The organism is Alloprevotella sp. oral taxon 473 str. F0040 (assembly GCF_000318095.2).
GTDB lineage: Bacteria > Bacteroidota > Bacteroidia > Bacteroidales > Bacteroidaceae > Alloprevotella.
Genome location: NZ_KB290716.1, coordinates 231,547 through 251,257, shown reverse-complemented (window position 1 = coordinate 251,257; position 19,711 = coordinate 231,547). Strand labels below are relative to the sequence as shown.

The window sequence follows — 19,711 nt, the reverse complement described above, 5'->3', positions numbered from 1 at the left end:
TTTTGCGAATTAATTATAATAAGGGAAAACAGTATAAGGTACAGTATCGATGAATCTAAGAGAAATATTTGTAGACAAACTAAAGATTGAGTCTAAAGTTGTTACTATAGACAGTTTATTTGATGATGGAAAGGTGAAAAAGACTCAGTATGCACCTCCTTATCAGCGTAACTATGTGTGGGATGGAGAAAAAGCCACCTACTTCATAGAAAGTATACTAATAGGAACTGAAATCCCTCCACTTATATTTTTTCGTAGTAGAGGAAGTTTGGAAATCATTGATGGCAGGCAGCGCTATGAAACAATTTTGAGGTTTTTGCGAGGTGAGCTTCGGCTTAGTAAGTCTGGTCTAAAGAAATTGGATGGCTTAAAAATTTACAAAAAGACCTTCGAGTCACTCCCTACTGAATTAAAAAATGATTTTTGGGATACTAAGCTCCGAATAATAGAGTTTAGTTTTGCATCTTTCGATGGCATCACGCAAGTGGAAGAGGATTCCGTAAAACAGGAAATTTTCAAACGCTATAATTCGGGGATCACACCTCTGAAGAGCATCGAGATAGATCAAGCGATATATTTTGATGACGATCTAAATAGCTTTTTCAGAGAAAAGTTCCAAGACAAGGACTTTCAAGAGCAATTTGACAGACTTTTTAAGTATGAAGACAAGAAGGTAGAGTTGTCGTTGCAAAAGATTCGTCAATTGTTGGTTATTCATCAAATTCCAATCAAGTACTATTCAATTGCTAAACAGAGGATTACAGACAAATACTATGACTTATTGTCTGCTCAAATTACGAATGAAGAATTTGAAGAACTATTTGACTCATTCAAGAGAAAGCTGGAGTTATTAGATGAGCTAAAGAAGATGGTAAGTAGAGAAGGAATCTCCTATAATCGTCTAATATCCGAAGTAATGTTTTGGGCATTGTCAATTTTGGAAAATAACGATATCAGCTTACCAAAGAAGAATTCTTCTGATTTAAAAAAAATCTCTATGCATATAGTGGAAAATATCAATGCATTTGAGATGGATCGAAGTTCATTCTACAGTCAGATAACGAATCGCTATGGAATCATAGCTGATTATTTGGATGATGTATATAATATTAACAGGGAGTTATACATTGAAACAGACAACACATTTAAACAGAAGAATCGTGAGTTGAGTCAAGGTAAGGAGACCACGACCACAAACTACCAAGAATTACGCATCAATAAACCTGAGCCGACAACATATACAATTGACGACATCTGTCGTTTAATGAAACGACAACGTTTCTTGGTTCGTCCACCCTATCAGCGTGAAGAGGTTATAAACAAGAAAAAATCATCGGAAATCATAGAAAGTCTATTATTGGGTATTAAATTACCTCCTATTTTCATATTCAAAAAAGAAAATGGAATTTCGGAGGTAATCGATGGTCAACAGCGTATTCTATCTATTCTTGCTTTCTTAGGAAGGGGCTATATGAATGAGATGGGAGAGGACACAAAGTCGAAGAAAGATGGCTTTTCCCTCCAATTAAAAGATAGTATTCTTACCAATCTTCAGGGAAAACATTTCAGTCAATTAGCTGAGGATATGCAAGAAAAGATAACAAGTTTTGATTTGTGGGTCATAGAAATTAGCCAAAGAAACAATCCTGAATTTGATCCTTTAGATCTGTTTATTCGTTTGAATAATAAGCCTTATCCTATAAAGTCTGATACTTTTGAAATGTGGAACTCATATCTAGATCGGGGGATAATAGATACAATTAAGTCATCTTACAATAACTGCTCAAACTGGTTCTTCATGCGGAAAACGAGTAACCGCATGGAGAATGAGAACAATTATACTGTACTCTCATACTTTTCTTACCTTGAGGGAAATCAGCAAGACGCTATAGACAAAGGTCCACTTGATATCTATAAAGTGGGCTCTCGCATAGCTTTTCGTTTACGTTCAAAAGGAGAGATATCCAAAATTTTAGAAAATGTAGAGAAGAAAGATGACTTTATTGAGGCAGTGAATAATTTCGAATTTTCATTTATCAGCAATCTGAGGGTTCTATTAGCTAATAGAGATGATGACAGCGATAAAGTACTAACTAGAAACTTGGATGAGATGCTTGGAGCAGAAAATAATAAGCGTACTCAGCAAAGTTTCTATGCTCTTTGGTATTTCTTGAAGAACCTTAATCGGAATAGCCTAAAGGAGAATCAGGAAAAGGTCCGAAAAGAAGTTAGATGGCTGTTCGAAAGAATGTCATCAGATATCAGTATTAATGAGTTTAAGCAGAAGGTTGAAGCGTTCCGACATGAATATGAGAACACCGGAAATAATACGAGACTGTGGGGGAAAATTGGAGACATCACCACACTATACTATCTTACTTCTGAGAAATTAGAAGAGGAGGTTCTCTGCGATATCTATATAAAAAGAGATAATAAAATCGAGAATAGGCTAGAAGTTCTCTTTAATAAACCCGAGAAGAATGAAAATTATATCGGACTAAAAATTAAGAGAAAAGGGTTTACTAATGGATATCTTGCTGCAATATTACAGAGTAGTTATGTATTCCGGGAGCACGACCTAGCCAAGAGAAATCTGACCACTAGCATTCTTAAACTTATCAAGATTCCGATACTACCACTAAAGCTCCAGAAGACGTTTGATAAAATTATGCCCTATACCCAAGCACAAGAGTATATACATCGAAGTTTTTTTACAAATATGGTAGACAAAATGGTGGAAGAAGTATATCTCCGTAAGTTATTTGAGTTCTATGATGTTTCTCTATTAGGCATAGATAAAGAGTTGATAGACTTGACAAATCTAGAGCCGTCACAGCAGTATGAGCAGATAAAGAGTGTTTATTATGCTATTATCTCTGATAAAGATGGCGTTTATGCAGAACTATCCGCTGCTACAGGTATAATAGATTCTTATAATGTATATGAAGAGAATAAAGCAAATTGAAATAGAAAATTCTCGAGCCTATTACGATCGGCTGACATTTTCCTTTGAGAATGGAGAGAATCTTCTTCTATATGGAGAAAATGGGAGCGGCAAGAGTTCACTATTCAAATCCTTGAGTGATTTTATCCATAGTTTTCGTTCTTCTGTTCTATACGTTAGCAACAGGCACAAGCCTGCTGGAGCGACTGGAGAGATTGTCCTAAGTATTGGAGACTTTGATGAATCTACAAGACAATTCTCTCAAATAGAGGAGCATAAATTTGGGTGTGGGATTGATAATACAAATATTCAAAATACTGGATACCTTAAAGCCTTGGCTCTTACCAAGGGGTTTCTGAGCTATCGAGACCTGCTAAAAGTTTATCTGTATGATGAAGGGAGTCCTAATCTATTTCATTTTTTTATTACACAACTACTTGGTAATCATATACCTGTAGGACAGGGAAGAAACAGTCCGTTGGCAAAGGAATGGAAATCGATCAAAAAAGATATTTTTGAGGTTCACAATAGACAGGAGAATAAACACAAAAAAGGTAAGAAAGACCTTCTTAGTTTTGAGAAAGTGTTAAGATCAGTCCTTGATAATTTATTTACTCAAGTGAATTACTATCTGCAAAGCTACTTTCCTTACTTTAGATTGGCGATAAGCTTTGATCTAAAGCCTATGAAATTCTCGTATGGGAATAATAAGCGGGAATGGGCTATCCAGCAAGATTTACGATTGAATATAGATTTAGATAATATTCATATTGACAACTATGCAGAAGGGTTGAACGAGGCTAGACTTTCCGCTATTGCTATCTGTCTATACTTGGCAGCTCTGCAGGCAACTCCTGGTAAAGAATTGCACTTCATGTTTCTAGATGATATCTTCATAGGCATAGACTCGGTCAATCGGAAACCTATATTGGAAATACTTAATAACGAGTTCAAGCACTTCCAGATAGTAATAGCTACTTATGATCGTTCATGGTATCATATGGCAAAAAATTATCTTGAAGCACACGCCAAAGGTAGATGGAAGTATACTAATCTATTTTCTGTGATAAAGAAAGAAGACGGTAAGTCTTTCTCCGTACCGGTTATGGTTGATGGAGTCTCATCTTTGGACCGTGCCAAAGAATACTTACATGGTCACAGGGATATAGACCTACCTGCTTCGGCAAACTATTTCAGGAAAGCACTTGAGGAGTTGCTTTCTCGTCTACCTAAAGAGTTATTTATGAATGATGATTATACGATTGTGCCAGGTTTTAAGTTGACACAGCGAGTAAAGGCTGTAAAGATCTTTTTCTCAAAGATAGAGGAGTGTACGAAGAATATCTCTTTCTTAGAATCATATCTTCATTCCTTAATCCATCCACTATCTCATTATGAGGAAGAGGTACAAATCTATCGAAATGAATTAGTAGAGGTGGAAGAGGCTATTTCTGGATTAAAGATACAGATTGAAAGCTTAGCGCAAAGATGTAATCTGTTAACAGCACGAGGAAATCAGTTAGATATAGAGTACAAGACTGCTGATGGTTCATATCAAGCATATTATTCTGTACTTTTAGAGGATAACATTTGGATATATAAGGATTTAGCAGGGAATTCCCATATTACAGGAGGTGGGTGCAAGATGATATATATGACAGGACTCAAGAATGGTAGTCCGTTGGAGCCTTTCGCTCCGAACCACAAAATGCAAATATATGATCAATTTTGCTATGAATGCCTAGATGATGCATTACAGAAGATATATGACCACGAGGTGAACATTAATAAGAACACTGTTAAGGCTCATCAAGATTACGATATTGTAAGCCTAATTAAAAAAGGAGGGGCTAGGCAAGCAATCACCATCAGAAGGGATAAAATATTGACAAGGATGGGGTTGTAAGATAGAATTTCCGAATTGATATTTTTCTAACAATTGTTTCATAGGTAGTAAGCTTGAGATTAACTTGTAATATAAACTATACAATTCTCTTGTTTATGAGTCTTTAGGGAACTGATCAATAGGGAGTGATTATAGGACTGAGTGTGTGTTGTGTCTATATGGCTGTACTAAAATCTGATTTGTGTCACAGCCCTGTATAGGTGCAACAGAATGCATAAAATGCAAGACACTGAGACTTGATAGCACAGGGTGCTTATACCGTATGTCACCAAGCCCAAATGTCGATAACAACATGTCGTTTGCACCTTATGACACATCGCTGTCTATATTATCGAACTATATCCCAACCTATAATAAGAAATATTATTACATAGGAAAATGAGTATAATCCTTGCTTTATTGCTCAAAAAGTAAGCATGAAAGATCCCTATCTCTCCATTCTCTTCCTTATGGGTTTACGGGAATATTTTACTCATCTATGTTTTAACTTTGCTCCTTAACCCAAATAGGGGCTAATACAAAGTAATCGCCTAGTTTCTGAGATGGAGAGATAAGGTTTATCTATAATATCACTGACATTTTTCTCTTGTTCAGAATGTTCTGTTCTGCGTATCCTTTTTCTCTTTTGAGCTTTGTAGGCTCTGCTATTATATCTATGTGAGCAGTACTTGGTAGTCGTTTTCAAAGCTATAAACTCATATTTGCAATGCTGGCAGATTTTTTATTAGAATTTTGCTCACTTTCATTTCGCCATATTTAGTTTTGTACTGCCTATTGGTGTAGCACCATGTCTCATTTGTCCAGCATCTCGGTATATACGCGAGGGGCTGAAGGGTTGGCGAGAAGCGTGCGGTACAAATAAGGTACAAGAATGAGCGAAAGAAAGGCTTCGAATAATGCCTAACGAGGAAAAAGGACAAAAGAAAGGCGCTCATAATGAACGCCTTTTCGATATTTGGTGATGCTTGATTATCGGTTGTAATCAGAAATCATTTGCCCACGCAGAAGTTTTTGAAGATGGTACCTAGCACCTCGTCGGTGGTGACAGCACCGCCAGTGATTTCGGCGAGATGGAAGAGACACTCACGGAGATCTTGTGCCACAAAGTCACCAGAGAGGTGGGTGGAAAGTCCTTGGCGCACGCGGCGAATGTCGGCAAGAGCTGCGGTGAGTGCAGCATAGTGACGGGCATTGGTCACGATGATGTCACCAGCAGAAGTGGTGTTTTCTTGTGCCAAACGGACGAGGGTGTCGGTGAGGGCATCCAATCCGATGGCATTTTTCGCACTGATTGCCAATTTTACGACCTGTTGCCCTTGTTGTGAAGGGAGCGTCACGGCTTGTGCGTTGGAGGGAAGGTCGGCGGAATCCCCTGTGGTTTCGGCATTTTCACAGAGAGAAGTACTGGAAATCCAATGTTTCAGTGGTTGAGCGAGCAACTCGTTCATGGCTTGTTCCTCAATCAAATCAGACTTATTGAAAAGTACCACGAGCGGACGGCCATTCATCGCTTCGAGAATCTCCGTGCCGAGTGCCTCCATCTGCGAAGCCACTTGCGTAGAATCCACTACGAAAAGCACAATTTTAGCCTCTTCCAACTTTTGACGGCTGCGTGCAATGCCCATTTGTTCCACCACATCATCCGTGGAGCGGAGGCCTGCTGTGTCGATAAATCGGAAGAGCGTGCCACCGAGCGTGAAGGTATCTTCGATGACATCGCGCGTAGTTCCGTGTACATCGCTCACAATCGCGCGATCGTCGTGGAGCAATGCGTTGAGGAGTGTAGATTTTCCCGAATTGGTGCTGCCTACAATGGCAACGGGAAGTCCGTTTTTCAGCACATTTCCTGTGGCAAAAGAGTCGGCAAGACGTTGAGTCACGCTTTCGATTTGCGATGCAATGGCATCGAGTGCCGAGCGGTCGGCAAATTCTAAATCCTCATGGTCGGAGAAATCCAACTCAAGTTCGAGCAACGAGGTGAGATGCACCAATTGTTCGCGCAACACTCCAAGTTGCTTACTGAAATCACCGCGCATTTGGCTCATCGCGACTTGGTGACTAGCGGCAGTGGTGGAGGCGATGACGTCTGCAACGGCTTCCGCTTGCGACAAGTCCATCTTGCCGTTGAGAAAAGCGCGCTGCGTGAACTCACCTGGGGCGGCTGCTTCACAACCTGCGGCAAGGAGCAGCTGCACCACGCGTTGAAGGATATAGGAAGAGCCGTGACACGAAATCTCCGTGGCATCTTCTCCCGTGTAAGAATGGGGCGCGCGGAAAAGGCTCACCAAGACTTCATCGACCACTTTGTCGTTTTCATCGACGATATGACCAAAGGTGAGTGAACTGGCTTTGCGTTCACTCAGCGGTTTGCCGTTGGCAGCCCGAAATATGCGCTCTGTGGCGGCAATGGCTTGTGGCCCTGACACACGAACCACACCGATAGCCCCACCCGTAGCGGTAGAAACTGCACAGATAGTATGAGTAGACATCTTATTTAGACGTTAGACTTTAGAGATTAGACGTTAGAGGGGGCATAGACCTTAGACTTTAGAGATTAGACGTTAGAAATTAGATTTTCGAGTCTTCTCCGTCTTTCGCAGCCTATTTATCCCTTGTTGATGATTCTAAACACGCGGATACCCTTAGCATGGGAAATCCTTTTCAGATAATCCTCCAGAGTGCGCTCGTCGGCAATCACACGTTTGCGCTCGCTCGAGGCGTGGAGCATGTGGAGTTTCCCATCATTGCCCCAAAAAGCAATACCTTGGTGAGAATAATCCAGTCCCGCTTTTTGTGTCACCACCGTGATGATGTCACCATCTTGGATAGCTCCAAGTTGTTTGCGCGACAGACCGGCATTAGACTTGGGGAGATATCGACCCACTTTGCCGGAGTATTTGCGCTCTAATCGTGCCATCTCGCTCACGCGTTCGGGATGATTTTTGAGAAAAGGGTAAGCATTCGCGTGCGTACTCATATAGTTGAGGCGAATCTCTAAGGGCAGTGTGAGCGTTTGGGGGAGCACCACTTCTTTTGCCACTTTGCGCTTCGTCAAATCAGCCATCCAAAACGAGAGATAGTGCAAGCGTGAGGTATAACCTCGATTTTTTCCATCGAAATAACGGATTTTCTCCAGATTTCTTGTGTAGCTCGCCACATCCGTTTTGCCTTCGCGACGCGTCATCGCCAGTGCTTGGCTTGTTTCTACCAAAGTGGCGCAGTCCAATCCTTGGAGATTCACCACCACCTGTTCGGGATCTGCCACTTCCAACGTCGCAGCCACGTAGGGGCGACCCAGGAATTTGCGGGCAAAATCTAGTGGAGTCTTGAGCGACTTGTCCGAAAGCAGTCGTTGGACCTCCGCCGCATCTGTAGCAGCACATACCACGCCTTGCAGCACCTTGTCCGACTGCGCTGGTGCAAGAGAAGAGGATACAGCAGAAGTTTGCGCCACTGCTGCGGTTTGCATCCAAGGCAGACACGTCCACAACGAAAAGAGTAGGCTAAAAAGACTCAGTAAGGGCATAATTTCAAGGAAGGATAAAAAAGCAAAGAAGGCAGTGGAGTGCAGACCGAAGCCCACTCCACTACCAGATTTATGTAGAACGAAGAACTATTTATCGGATGAGATCCACCGAACGCTTCACAAACGCATTGAGTGCTTCGCCGCGCAGCAAGCCATTTTGCAAGAGTGCGAGGTCGATGAGCTGTGATACCACCTGATTTTCGCGAGCATAGCCAGCGAGAGCCTCATTGCGCTGATTGTACTGAGCAGCGATGTCATTGTTCACTTGTTCGAGTTCAGCCTTCTCTTCGGGAGTCACGTCCTCGGGTTTGAGATCCTTTTGTGCAGCTTCGAGTGCGGTGCGACGAGCTTGCAGACCGCGGAGTTCAGCATCGATGGGCGCAAGTTTTTCGCCCGTAGCCGACACCACACCTTCTCCCACTTGTTTCACGAGAGGGTGATCCGTGTTGAGCACCAAACTGTACATGTCGGGCATTTCGCCATAGAACGACATGCCAGGTTGCAAGCGTGCAGTCTCTTTCATGCGGCGCATGTATTCGCTTTGTGTGATGAGCACAGGAGCAGAAGCCGCACCCATAGCAGAAGTTTCGACATGGAATTGTGCCTTCTCCACTTGAGGCAACCCGGCATTGAACACCGAGGTCAAATTCTCGTTCGCAGCCTTGTCCGCCTCGTTTACCGATTCATCCTTCTTGGGGATGAGGCGTTCGGGAGTGTCACCATCCACGCGCACAAAGCGAGTCTTTTCCCACTTTTGTTCGAGCTGGCTCACCAGAGGTGCATCGAGTTGGCCATCGAGCAAGAGTACATTGTAGCCCTTAGCCTTCGCAGCCTCGATATAAGAGAATTGTGCTTCACGGTCGTTGGTGTAGAGACACACCAGTTGGTCATCTTTGTCGGTTTGGTTCTCCTTGATGGCCTCGCGATATTCCTCGTAAGTGTAAGCCTTTCCGTCAATATCTTTGAGAAGTGCGAAGTTCTTCGCCTTATCGTAGAAGTCGGGTTCAGAGAGAATGCCGTAGTGGATGAAGAGTTTGAGGTCGTCCCACTTTTCTTCAAACTGAGCGCGGTCGCTCTTGAAAAGAGAAGAGAGGCGGTCTGCCACCTTCTTCGTGATATATTGCGAAATCTTCTTCACATTCCGGTCGCTCTGGAGATAAGAACGGCTCACGTTGAGCGGAATGTCGGGACTGTCGATGACACCATGCAAGAGCGTCAAGAAGTCGGGTACAATGTTTTCCACAGAGTCTGTGACAAACACTTGGTTGCAATAGAGTTGAATCTTATTGCGATGGATTTCGATGTTATTCTTAATCTTGGGGAAGTACAAAACACCCGTGAGATTGAAGGGATATTCCACATTGAGGTGAATCCAGAAGAGGGGTTCATCTTGCATGGGATAGAGATCGCGATAGAAATTGCGATAATCCTCATCGGTGAGTGTAGAAGGTGTCTTCGTCCATAGAGGGTGCGTGTCGTTGATCACGTTGTCCTCTGCGGTATCCACCTGTTGGCCGTCCTTCCACTCCTTCTTTTTGCCGAAGGCAACGGGGATGGGGAGGAAACGGCAGTATTTGTTGAGCAAAGTTTGGATGCGACCTTCTTCGAGGAACTCCTTGTTTTCCTCGTCGATGTGTAGCACAATGTCTGTGCCGCGTTCTGCCTTTTCGACTGGTTCGAGCGTAAACTCGGGAGTGCCATCGCAGCTCCATTTCACCGCTTCTGCATCTTCGCGATAGCTCTTGGTCACGATGTCTACGCGACTAGACACCATGAACGAAGAATAGAAGCCAAGACCGAAGTGACCAATGATGGTGGCAGCATCGTCTTTGTATTTTTCGAGGAAGTCCGTGGCACCAGAGAAAGCGATTTGGTTGATGTAGCGGTCAATCTCTTCTGCCGTCATACCAATACCTTGGTCGCTGATGGTAAGCGTTCCTGCCTCTTTGTCAATGCTCACCGACACTTTCACGTCTGTGGTGTCGCCTTTGAATTCGCCTTTGCTCGCAAGGGTGCGGAGCTTTTGGGTAGCATCCACTGCGTTAGCTACGATTTCGCGGAGGAAAATTTCGTGGTCGCTATACAAGAACTTCTTGATAACGGGGAATATGTTTTCGGTCGTGATGCCGATATGTCCTTTTTGTGTGGCCATGTTGTCAGCGTTTTAATGATGAGTTAATGACTTTTTATTTGGCTATGTGGTTTGCAACATCCGTGCCAAAGGTTATTTCTAGCTGTCATTCTTCATCATCTTGCCGTAAGGACTGCATTTCTGTCGCGACAAGGGGGAAGGAGGGGCTTTAATCTCGCTGTTTTTGCTGCAAGAGCAGCCATGGCTGATTCGCTCTCAAACAGGCTGAGAAGCGAAATCTCAAAGGCTCTTTCCGAATATGTCCGACTTCTTTCAAAAAAAACTCCGAGAGTTTTTGAATTTTCTCCGAGAACTTTTTCAAACTCTCCGAGTTTTTAGGTGCAACTCTCTGAGTTTTGATGGAATAGTTTTGGGTGATGCGGAAGAATGAACGCCATAGGACACAACCAATATAAAGTTACAACTAATATATATGCTATTCTTTAAGGAAACGCATTGTAATTAGCTAGTCTCTGTCACAACCTATAGAGAAAGACGAGGAAGAATGTCCTAAATTGGTGAGAATAAGATACGATTTAGTTTTGAATACGGAGATATCACGCGCTGAGTTTGACTAGAAAGTGAGAATGTTTATACCCAAAATGTAATGTGAAGATGTGAAAATAGGTGCATTTTAGTGGAAAAAGTAGGTATTAGTCGATTTTTCTTCAAAAAAAAAGGCCGAAGACTTGCTAGCTTCAAAATAGTCCGTACCTTTGCATTGTTTTAATAGCAATTGATTGTTTCACTCTAAACTCAAAAGACAATGAAAAAGTTAGTTTTCATGTTCGTAGCTCTCGCAGCTATCTCTTTCGCTTCTTGCGGTAACAAGGCTGAAGCTCCTGCAACAACTGATTCTACTACTATGGATAGTGCAGCTAATGACTCTGCTTCTATGGATAGCGTAGCTACTGACTCTGTTGCTGCTGACAGCGTTAAGTAATTAGCTGAAGCTACAACACGTAATCTTCGGATTACACGCCCAGATTGGGCAACTGAGAGAATTGAAACCAGTTGGAACGCAAGTTCCTGCTGGTTTTTTTGTGTATTTACTTTCCTCGTCTTAAGCGGGGGAGTGTATAGCTCTAAAAACGAGCGCGCTTAAAACATTTTGTTTGAGCGCGCTCGTTTTTATTAAGCCGGACTATCTGTGAAGAGACGACGGATTCTCCGACGACTACACCACGGTTGGATGATGAGCAATAAGAAAGATAGGGTGGGAAGAATATCCCAAAGGATTTGCCAATGCTCGTAAGGCACGAAGGGTAACGGGGTTATGGTATCGTTGAACCAAGCATTCGCTTCTGGCCAACTTTGAAAAGTGCGAAAACCAACAGTGCCTAAGAATAGGACAAGGCCAAAGTACAAAACTGTTGAAGCTACTTTCTTACAACGGAGCGGATGGATGCCTCTTTGTGATAGGCGACGTCGGAGTGTTCGTTCTTCACAACGTAGAGCTGCTCCGGCCAATGGTTCGTCAGGAAGTGGTTGTTGCACAAAGGCTTCTGGATGTAAGGCAAAACCCACTCGCTCGGTTGAAGCATGACTGACTAAGAGCGCGCATTCACCAAAAGGAATGTCCAAACTATCGGTGAAAAGTCCTTGTTGGATGGCCCATGATTTGCGCAGTGCCACATTGGAAGCCTCGCAGCCTGCTGGATGTTTTTTCAGCCAAAGACGAAAATTGGAGGCTTGCCATTCCATGGATTTTAGTTGAGCTTTGGGTTGTTCCCAGTCGCTGGTCGCTTCTACATAGCCTAGCACGAGGTCGCACTCCTCAGTGCATTGTTGGTGCATGCGTTGAAGCCAGTGAGGCGATGCTGGAGTGCTTTGAGGAGTCACGATGACTGCCCATGGAGCACGCGCCGAACGCACACCGAGTGTGAGAGCTAGTTTGCGCGGATGGAGGTTGCGATGCGTTTGCGGCACAAAGGTGTAGCGCAGGTTCGGGTGTTCGTTTTGTAGGCGTTGCACGATGTTGCGCGTTTCATCCTCATGGTCGGAAGCATCGGCTACCACGATTTCAAAAGGGAAGGTGGTCTGTTGCTGCAGCCACAGCGGAAGATGGCGTTCAATCCACCAATCATCGTTCTCAGTCGCTATGACTACAGATAGTTCAGGACGGATGGCGCGAGGAGCTATGGGGGAGTTTACTATTCCTGCTGTGGGAACCACAAAAGGGAGAGCCTCCTTGGCTTGTCTGCGCATCAGGCGAGAGAGTTTGCGAAAACTCCAAGTACGACACAGACCATAGGTCAAACCACAACCAATGAGTAGCAGAGAAAGCGTGGCGGAAAATATGATTTGCAGCATAATGAACATCTATATATAAGAGGAAAATAGGCAATAGCCTAAGGAAAACTGCTGTTATCGGCAGTAGACAAGCGTAAAATCTACGATACTCTAGGCTTAGGCCTGTCGGCGAAACTCAGCAACGGCAACAGCAGTGGCAATGGCCACGTTGAGACTCTCGCTGGTGGGGCGATGAGCTGGGAAACTCGGGATGAGCAAACGATGATTCACCGTAGCTTCCACGGCAGCACTGATGCCTTTTCCCTCATTGCCCATCACCAAAACCCCAGAGTGTGGAAGAGGAGCCGCATAGATGTTGTCGCCATCAAGGAAAGTGCCACACACCGCCACTTTGTTGGGCAAAACGGAGAGCCATTGTGGCAAATCCACATACGACACTTGGACTCGTGCTATGGCTCCCATGGTGGCTTGCACCACTTTTGGGGCAAACACATCGGCCGTGTCGTGCGAGCAAACCACATGGTCTATGCCCCACCAGTCGGCAATGCGAATGATTGTGCCCAAATTCCCTGGATCTTGCACCCCATCTAGCGCCAGCACCAACTGTTGCTCGGTGGCTGCAGTCAGAGATTTTGTTTCAACAGCTAGGGGCATGTGAAACAAGGCTAAGCCGTGTCGTGGGGTTTTGAGCTGCGACATTTGCTCCAATTCGCGTTGCGTGATGACGATAACCTCCTCCACGGGTTCTAGCCATTCCGAAGGGCAAGAGTCGAGAAAGTCAGGAGTGGCGCACAACAAGCTACATCTGAGCAAGGGCAAGAGTTCGCGCAGCACTTTCGCCCCTTCGGCAAGGAAGAGTCCTTCAGTGTCGCGATGCTTTTTTTGCGCCAATTGTCGAATGTGTTTGATGCGATTTTTGCCAATCATGTTGTTGCGTCGGAATTTAGGTGAAAAAGATGTTGCAAAAGTACGCGCTTTTTCTGAAAAGAACTATCTTTGCAAATCAAAAAAAGACCATCTTAGTGAAGTTCTTCCCTATAATCACACATATATATAGGTGCTATGCGCGAAATCGAGCGTATCAGCTCTTTCTTTTGCTCAGCATCGGGGTGATATTGTCTTCTTGTTCGGCCACAAGGTTTGTGCCAGAAGGTCAATATCTCCTTTCGAGTGTGCGTTTGCGCAGTGAGCAGCCAGAAGTGCTCCCATCTGACTATCGAACTTATGTGCGTCAAGAAGCCAACTCTCGCTGGTTGAGCACCGTAAAAGTGCCTTTGGGCATCTATTGTTTGTCAGGGACGAATGAAAAATTGCTCATCAATCGCGTGATGCACCGCGTAGGCGAAGCTCCTGTGGTGTATGATCCAGCGTTGATGCAGTACTCTCAAGCCTCTCTTGCCTCAGCACTTCGTGCCAAAGGTTATTTGCAGGCTACGGTATCGGTGGATTCCACTTTGAAAGGCCGACGAGTGTATTTGCGCTATACGATGCACCCTCGTCAGAGATCTTATGTGGTCAATGTCTATCGCGAGTTTGACAACGAAGCAGTGCGTCAAGTCGTTGAGCGCGACTCAGCCTCTTCGTTGCTCTACAAAGGGATGCCACTAGATTTGGGCTTACTCAACGAAGAAAGAAGCCGCATTGTGCATCGTTTGCAGAATGCGGGTTTCATGAACATCAACAATGAGTTCGTCACCTTCACGGCCGACACCACTGCACATAGCCATGCTGTGAATCTCACTTTGCGCATTCTGCTTCCCCCCAAGGTTGAATCCAGATTGGGCTATCAGCGTTATCGCATCGGTAAAGTGACTGTGCAAGAAAATGCAATGGAAGAAGCACAAGCCGACACCACCTATTATCGAAAACTCTATTTCGTGTCGCATGGTGGTCAGCGCATCAATCGTAGAGTTTATGCGCGACATCTTTTTATCGAACCAGATAGTCTTTACCGAGATGTGGCGACACAATACTCCTACCAAAACTTGAATAGTCTGGGAGCCATCAATTTTTCGACCATCCACTATGCCACTCCTGAGCTGGGAGATAGCACGCTTGATGTCAATGTGGCGGTGCAGTTGGCCAAACCTCATGGCATCAGTTTTGACATCGAAGGCACCAATACGGCAGGTGACTTGGGCGGAGCAGCTTCATTCACCTACACACACCGCAATCTTTTCAAAGGAGCCGAGAATTTCTCGCTGAAACTGCGCGGTGCTTACGAAACGATCAGTCGTTTGCAAGGCTATGCCAACCAAAACTATATCGAGTATGGCGCGGAAGCAGCACTGAGATTCCCTTCGTTGCCCCTCTCTTTTGGTGAGCGCATGTTTAGATCCTATCGAGGCATCACAGAGTTCTCCCTCCTTTATAACTCTCAAAATCGTCCCGAGTTCTATCGTCGCTTGCTCACAGGCACATGGTCTACCACCTGGAATGCGCACCGCAAGCCCAATCTTCAGCACAGGTTTGACATCGTTTCGCTCAACTATGTGTTTATGCCTTGGATTTCCTCCACCTTCCGCCGAGAATATTTAGAAGGAGATAATCCGCGCTATGCCGTGCTGCGCAATTCCTATGAGAATCTCTTCATCATGCGCTCTGCTTATGGCATAGTCTACAATTCATTGCGTGGGCGCAATGGCGGTTCGCTCAACCAAACCAATGGCTATCAAATCAAGGCGAATGTAGAAACGGCAGGCAATGTGCTCTATGGTGTGGCCAAGATGCTGCAAATACGTCGCAATCTCAACAATGCTTATGCCATCTTAAACATCCCCTTCTCCCAATATGTGAAGTTCGACTTCGACTATTCTAAGTCGTTTCGCTTCACAGAAGCCAGTTCACTCGCCGTGCATGCTGCCTTTGGACTAGCTATACCTTATGGCAATTCCGAAATCATTCCGTATGAGAAACGCTATTTTGCTGGTGGTGCCAACTCTGTGCGAGGATGGAATGTGCGCACACTCGGCCCTGGTGGCTATGTAGGCCGCGATGGCAATATCGACTTCATCAATCAAACGGGCAACTTGAAGTTGGACCTCTCGGTGGAGTATCGTGCTGCTCTCTTCTGGAAATTTGAAGGAGCGGCCTTTGTAGATGCTGGCAATGTGTGGAACACCCGCAATCATGCCGATTTGTCCAATGGACAATTCCAGTTCAACAATTTCTACCGTCAAATCGCTGTCGCTTATGGCTTGGGATTGAGATTAAATCTCAACTACTTCATCATTCGATTAGATGGAGGCATGAAAGCCATCAATCCATCCGTGATGAGTGGCCGTGGGCATTACCCCATATTCTCTCCCAGCTTGTCGCGCGATTTGGCCTTACACTTTGCCGTAGGACTTCCATTTTAAGTTGCGATTTCCCCATATCCCCCTAAATACCTTCTTCATCCTTCTGCGTTAATTTAGTGCAATAGAGGAGAAAGAAGATATCATTGAAAGCGTTTCGTTAGACAGTAGTGATGCCCCAATCCCAAGAGGTGGGGCACGACTATGATATTCGGCAAAACGTGTCATTACATCAAAACATCTTGTACATATATAATCTATGAAGTTTATTAGCTTCGGTAGCGGAAGCTCCGGCAATTGCTATTACCTTGAGTCACGTGGCACAGCGATTCTCATTGATCTGGGCATCGGGATTCGTGCTTTCAAACGCTATATGAGCAATTATGGGCTCACCATTCCCAAGATTGCTGCCATCATTGTCACTCATGACCACACGGATCACATCAAGGCCGTTGGCCCTATGGCGATAACCTATCGCACGCCTGTCTATGCTTCTCAGCGTGTGCATGAAGGCATAGACCGCAATCGTTTTATGACCAAAAAGATTCCGGCTGAGCTTAAACATTACACCGAACTGCACACCCCTTTTGAAGTGGGAAATTTCCGCATCACCCCCTTTACTGTGCCGCACGACTCTAATGACAACAACGGATACTTCATTGAACTGATACAAGCGGAACCAGTGGAGGAGAATCTCTTCGGCAGTCTGTTCGATAACGTGAACACTTCTCCGGAAAATCTCGGAGTTGCTCAAGGAAATCTCGGAGATTCTTCCAAAAACGTCGGAGATTCTTCAGGAATAGTTGGAGGTGATTTCCAGAAACAAGGAGATGAGATGCAGCATCAGTCAGCGGAGTTGCCCACTTTCTGTCTCATCACCGATGCGGGCCAATTCACCGACGAGATGATTCCCTTTGTGCAGCGTGCCAAGTACTTGGTGATTGAGGCCAACTACGATGCTGAGATGTTGGAGCATGGGCCCTATCCGAAGTATCTTCAAGATCGCATTTCGAGTGGTCGCGGACACTTGGCCAATGTGCTCACTGCTGCGGCTTTGCGCACGCACTTGACCCCCACTACTCGGCGCATCTGGCTCTGTCACCTCAGTGCCGAAAACAATCATCCCGAGAAGGCCGCAGCCACCGTGCAGGAAGCCATTGATGCCCTTACTTTCTCTCCAAAACCTTTGGTGGAGGTGCTGCGTCGCACGGTGCCTTCCGAATTGATGGAGTTGCGCTAGACCGCAAATTTTGGCGATGTCCTTCTGTATGTGCTTGTTGCATTGCAGAGGAGAATGCGCAAAATCTCTAAGTAGCAACATTATTTTTAGGGAGAACCTTCCGCTATTTGAGGTTTTTTGTGTAACTTTGTCGCCAAATGTGTACCCTTTTCTTTAGAAGTGGTGCTAATAAGTTGAGAATAAAAACAATAAATACAATAGATAATGGCAGCATTACAAAAAATCAGAAGCAGTTCATGGATCATCGGTCTGATGGGTGTGGGCTTGTTTCTCTTCATCCTCACCATGGTGCTTGACCAAAACACCTTGTCTGTGCTGAGAAATTCCAGCAACAACGCTGGTTCTGTGTATGGCAACAGCCTCTCGCAACAAGAGTTTTACGAGATGGTCAATGAAGCCTCAGAAGTAGCCAAGCTCCGCAATGGTGGTAATCTCACCGATGAACAAACGGATCAAGTGCGCGAGATGGTTTGGCAGCAATATGTCCAATTTGAACTCGTGAAGCACGAAGCTGAGAAGCTCGGTCTTAAAGTTACGGAAAAAGAAATGGAGCAAGCCATCAAAGACGGTACTGCTCAAGCTTTTCAAAATGTCCCCATGTTCATGGGACAAAGCGGACGTTTTGATTATACCGCTTTGCAAGAGTTTTTGAAGCAAGCTAAGACCATGCAAAGCCAGCAGACTTCTCCTGAAGTAGCTGAGCAAGTGGCAATGATCAATAAGCTCTGGGCTTATACCGAAAAGCAATTGCGCCGCGAATTGTTGATGACGAAGTATCAAACTCTCTTCATGACTTCTTTCACCACCAATCCCGTTGCTGCAAAGATGCAATATGAAGCTGCCACCATGGCTTCAAGTGCTGAAGTTGCTGCTTTGCCTTTCGCAGCAATCTCCGACAAGGATGTGAAGATTTCTGATGATGATTTGAAGACTGCTTATAAGGCACGCAAAGAGCTCTTCCGTTTGGATGGCGAAACTCGTGACATTAAGTACATCGACGTAGAAGTTACTGCCAGCGATGCTGACCGCAAGGCGCTCGAAGAGCAGATGCAAGCTACCTATCAGAAGCTGCAAGAAGGTGGTGACCTCGCTGCTATCGTCAACAGCTCAAAGAGTGTGATGCACTATGTGAATCTTCCCCTCTCTGACAACCTTTTCCCTGCCGATATTAAGGCTGAGTTGGACAAGATGGCTCCTGGTCAATTGACCGCTCCTCAATACAATGCACAAGACAACACGATGAACATCGTGAAACTTGTGGCAAAGACTCAGTCACCCGACTCTATCTTGTATCGTGCCCTTCCTGCACAAGCTGCAGATGCCGCTGCTTCTGCCACTCGTGCTGACTCCATGCTCAAGGCACTTAATGGTGGTGCTAGCGTGGCAGAACTGGCTAAGAAGCTCGGCGTTCCCACTGACTCTGTGTGGATGACTGCTCAGCAGTTTGAGACTCCCCAGCTTGCAGGCGACAACCTCAAGTTTGTGCAAACCCTTCTCAATGCTCCTCTCAAGCAATTTACTACGGTGGATATGCAAGGTATGAAGGTGCTCGTCCAAGTGCTTGATCGCAAGGCAATGAAGACCAAGTACACCGCTGCTGTGGTGAAGGTGCCTGTCAACTTCTCTAAGGCTACTTACGATGCAGCAGTGAGCAAGATGAATCGCTTCCTTGCTGCTAACCAAACCCTCGAAGCACTCGTCAAGAATGCTGCTAAGGAAGGCTATCGCGTGGTAGATCAAGACAACTTCATGACTTCTGATCGAAACATTGGTGCTGAAGGCATGTACAACCCAGGTGTTCGTGGTTCAAAAGAAGCTGTGAAGTGGGTGTTTGACGTGGCTAATGAAGGTGAGGTCTCTCCCCTCTACCAAGTAGGTGAAGCCAACAACCACCTCCTTGTTGTCGGTTTGTCTAAGGTGAATGACGAAGGTTATTACGCTTGGGACAGCAAGCAAGTAAAGGAGTATCTCACAGCCATTGTGAAGAGTGAGAAGAAAGCTGAAATTGCAGCACAAAAATATGCTGGTGTGAAGTCTATCGCAGAAGCAAAAGCCAAGGGTGCTATCGTAGACAACCTTGAGAATGTCACTTTTGCAGGACAAACTACAGTAGCTGCTGTAGGTGTGCCTGAGCCAGTTCTCACTGGTGCCATCGCTGCTGCTAAGAAGGGAGCTACTACTCCTTTGGTAGTGGGTGCTGCTGGAGCTTACATTGCTCGTGTCATCGACCGCAAGAACATCTCTACGGAGAAGTTTGATGCAAAGGCCGTGATGCAACAACAACAGCAGGCCATGATGCAGCAATTGGGACAAGCCACTTTTGAAGTGCTCCGTCACAATGCTAAGGTAGAAGACAATCGCTACAAGTTCTAAACCTTGTGCTGTGTTGTAACCACAGACTTATTATTTGATTTA

The 19,711-nt window shown here is 45.0% G+C and carries 11 protein-coding genes; 6 read left to right on the top strand and 5 right to left on the bottom strand.

The genetic code is table 11. The features are described 5' to 3' along the window. The first annotated feature begins 49 nt into the window (after positions 1-49). A complete protein-coding gene (locus HMPREF9999_RS05145) occupies positions 50-2,965 on the top strand; it encodes a DUF262 domain-containing protein (protein WP_009437391.1) in 2,916 nt (971 codons plus the stop codon). Beyond that, a complete protein-coding gene (locus HMPREF9999_RS05140) occupies positions 2,943-4,850 on the top strand; it encodes an ATP-binding cassette domain-containing protein (RefSeq protein ID WP_157049613.1) in 1,908 nt (635 codons plus the stop codon). The genes HMPREF9999_RS05145 and HMPREF9999_RS05140 overlap by 23 nt, the downstream gene beginning before the upstream one ends. A 989-nt stretch (positions 4,851-5,839) precedes the next feature. Here HMPREF9999_RS05140 and mnmE read toward each other — a convergent pair. From mnmE to htpG, 3 genes are all read right to left on the bottom strand, one after another. Beyond that, positions 5,840-7,339 (bottom strand): tRNA uridine-5-carboxymethylaminomethyl(34) synthesis GTPase MnmE, encoded by a 1,500-nt coding sequence (gene mnmE, locus HMPREF9999_RS05135; protein WP_009437389.1) that lies wholly within the window; start codon positions 7,337-7,339, stop codon positions 5,840-5,842. Positions 7,340-7,455: 116 nt separating this feature from the next. Beyond that, positions 7,456-8,376: an N-acetylmuramoyl-L-alanine amidase-like domain-containing protein gene (locus tag HMPREF9999_RS05130; RefSeq protein WP_083475824.1), complete on the bottom strand. Its 921-nt coding sequence runs from the start codon at positions 8,374-8,376 to the stop codon at positions 7,456-7,458. Positions 8,377-8,467: 91 nt separating this feature from the next. Then, the gene (gene htpG / locus HMPREF9999_RS05125; protein ID WP_009437387.1) at positions 8,468-10,528 is read right to left on the bottom strand and encodes a molecular chaperone HtpG; all 2,061 of its coding nucleotides are present in this window, start codon (positions 10,526-10,528) and stop codon (positions 8,468-8,470) included. A 745-nt stretch (positions 10,529-11,273) separates the two neighbouring features. Here htpG and HMPREF9999_RS05120 point away from each other — a divergent pair. After that, positions 11,274-11,450, top strand: a complete 177-nt coding sequence (locus HMPREF9999_RS05120; protein WP_009437385.1) for a hypothetical protein — start codon at positions 11,274-11,276, stop codon at positions 11,448-11,450. Between the two features lie 191 nt (positions 11,451-11,641). Here the strand turns inward: HMPREF9999_RS05120 and HMPREF9999_RS05115 are convergent, their stop codons facing one another. Together HMPREF9999_RS05115 and HMPREF9999_RS05110 are read right to left on the bottom strand one after the other, a co-directional pair. Beyond that, complete coding sequence (locus HMPREF9999_RS05115) at positions 11,642-12,820, bottom strand: glycosyltransferase (RefSeq protein ID WP_198144624.1); 1,179 nt, start codon at positions 12,818-12,820, stop codon at positions 11,642-11,644. A gap of 96 nt (positions 12,821-12,916) precedes the next feature. After that, the gene (locus HMPREF9999_RS05110; protein WP_009437383.1) at positions 12,917-13,687 is read right to left on the bottom strand and encodes an RNA methyltransferase; all 771 of its coding nucleotides are present in this window, start codon (positions 13,685-13,687) and stop codon (positions 12,917-12,919) included. Between the two features lie 182 nt (positions 13,688-13,869). Here HMPREF9999_RS05110 and HMPREF9999_RS05105 point away from each other — a divergent pair, with 182 nt between their 5' ends. The 3 genes from HMPREF9999_RS05105 (at position 13,870) to HMPREF9999_RS05095 (ending at position 19,669) form a co-directional block, all read left to right on the top strand. Beyond that, positions 13,870-16,119, top strand: a complete 2,250-nt coding sequence (locus HMPREF9999_RS05105; protein ID WP_232301278.1) for a BamA/TamA family outer membrane protein — start codon at positions 13,870-13,872, stop codon at positions 16,117-16,119. Positions 16,120-16,315: 196 nt separating this feature from the next. Next, positions 16,316-17,296: an MBL fold metallo-hydrolase gene (locus tag HMPREF9999_RS05100; RefSeq protein WP_009437381.1), complete on the top strand. Its 981-nt coding sequence runs from the start codon at positions 16,316-16,318 to the stop codon at positions 17,294-17,296. Between the two features lie 204 nt (positions 17,297-17,500). Next, complete coding sequence (locus tag HMPREF9999_RS05095) at positions 17,501-19,669, top strand: SurA N-terminal domain-containing protein (RefSeq protein WP_009437380.1); 2,169 nt, start codon at positions 17,501-17,503, stop codon at positions 19,667-19,669. Positions 19,670-19,711: the final 42 nt, after the last annotated feature.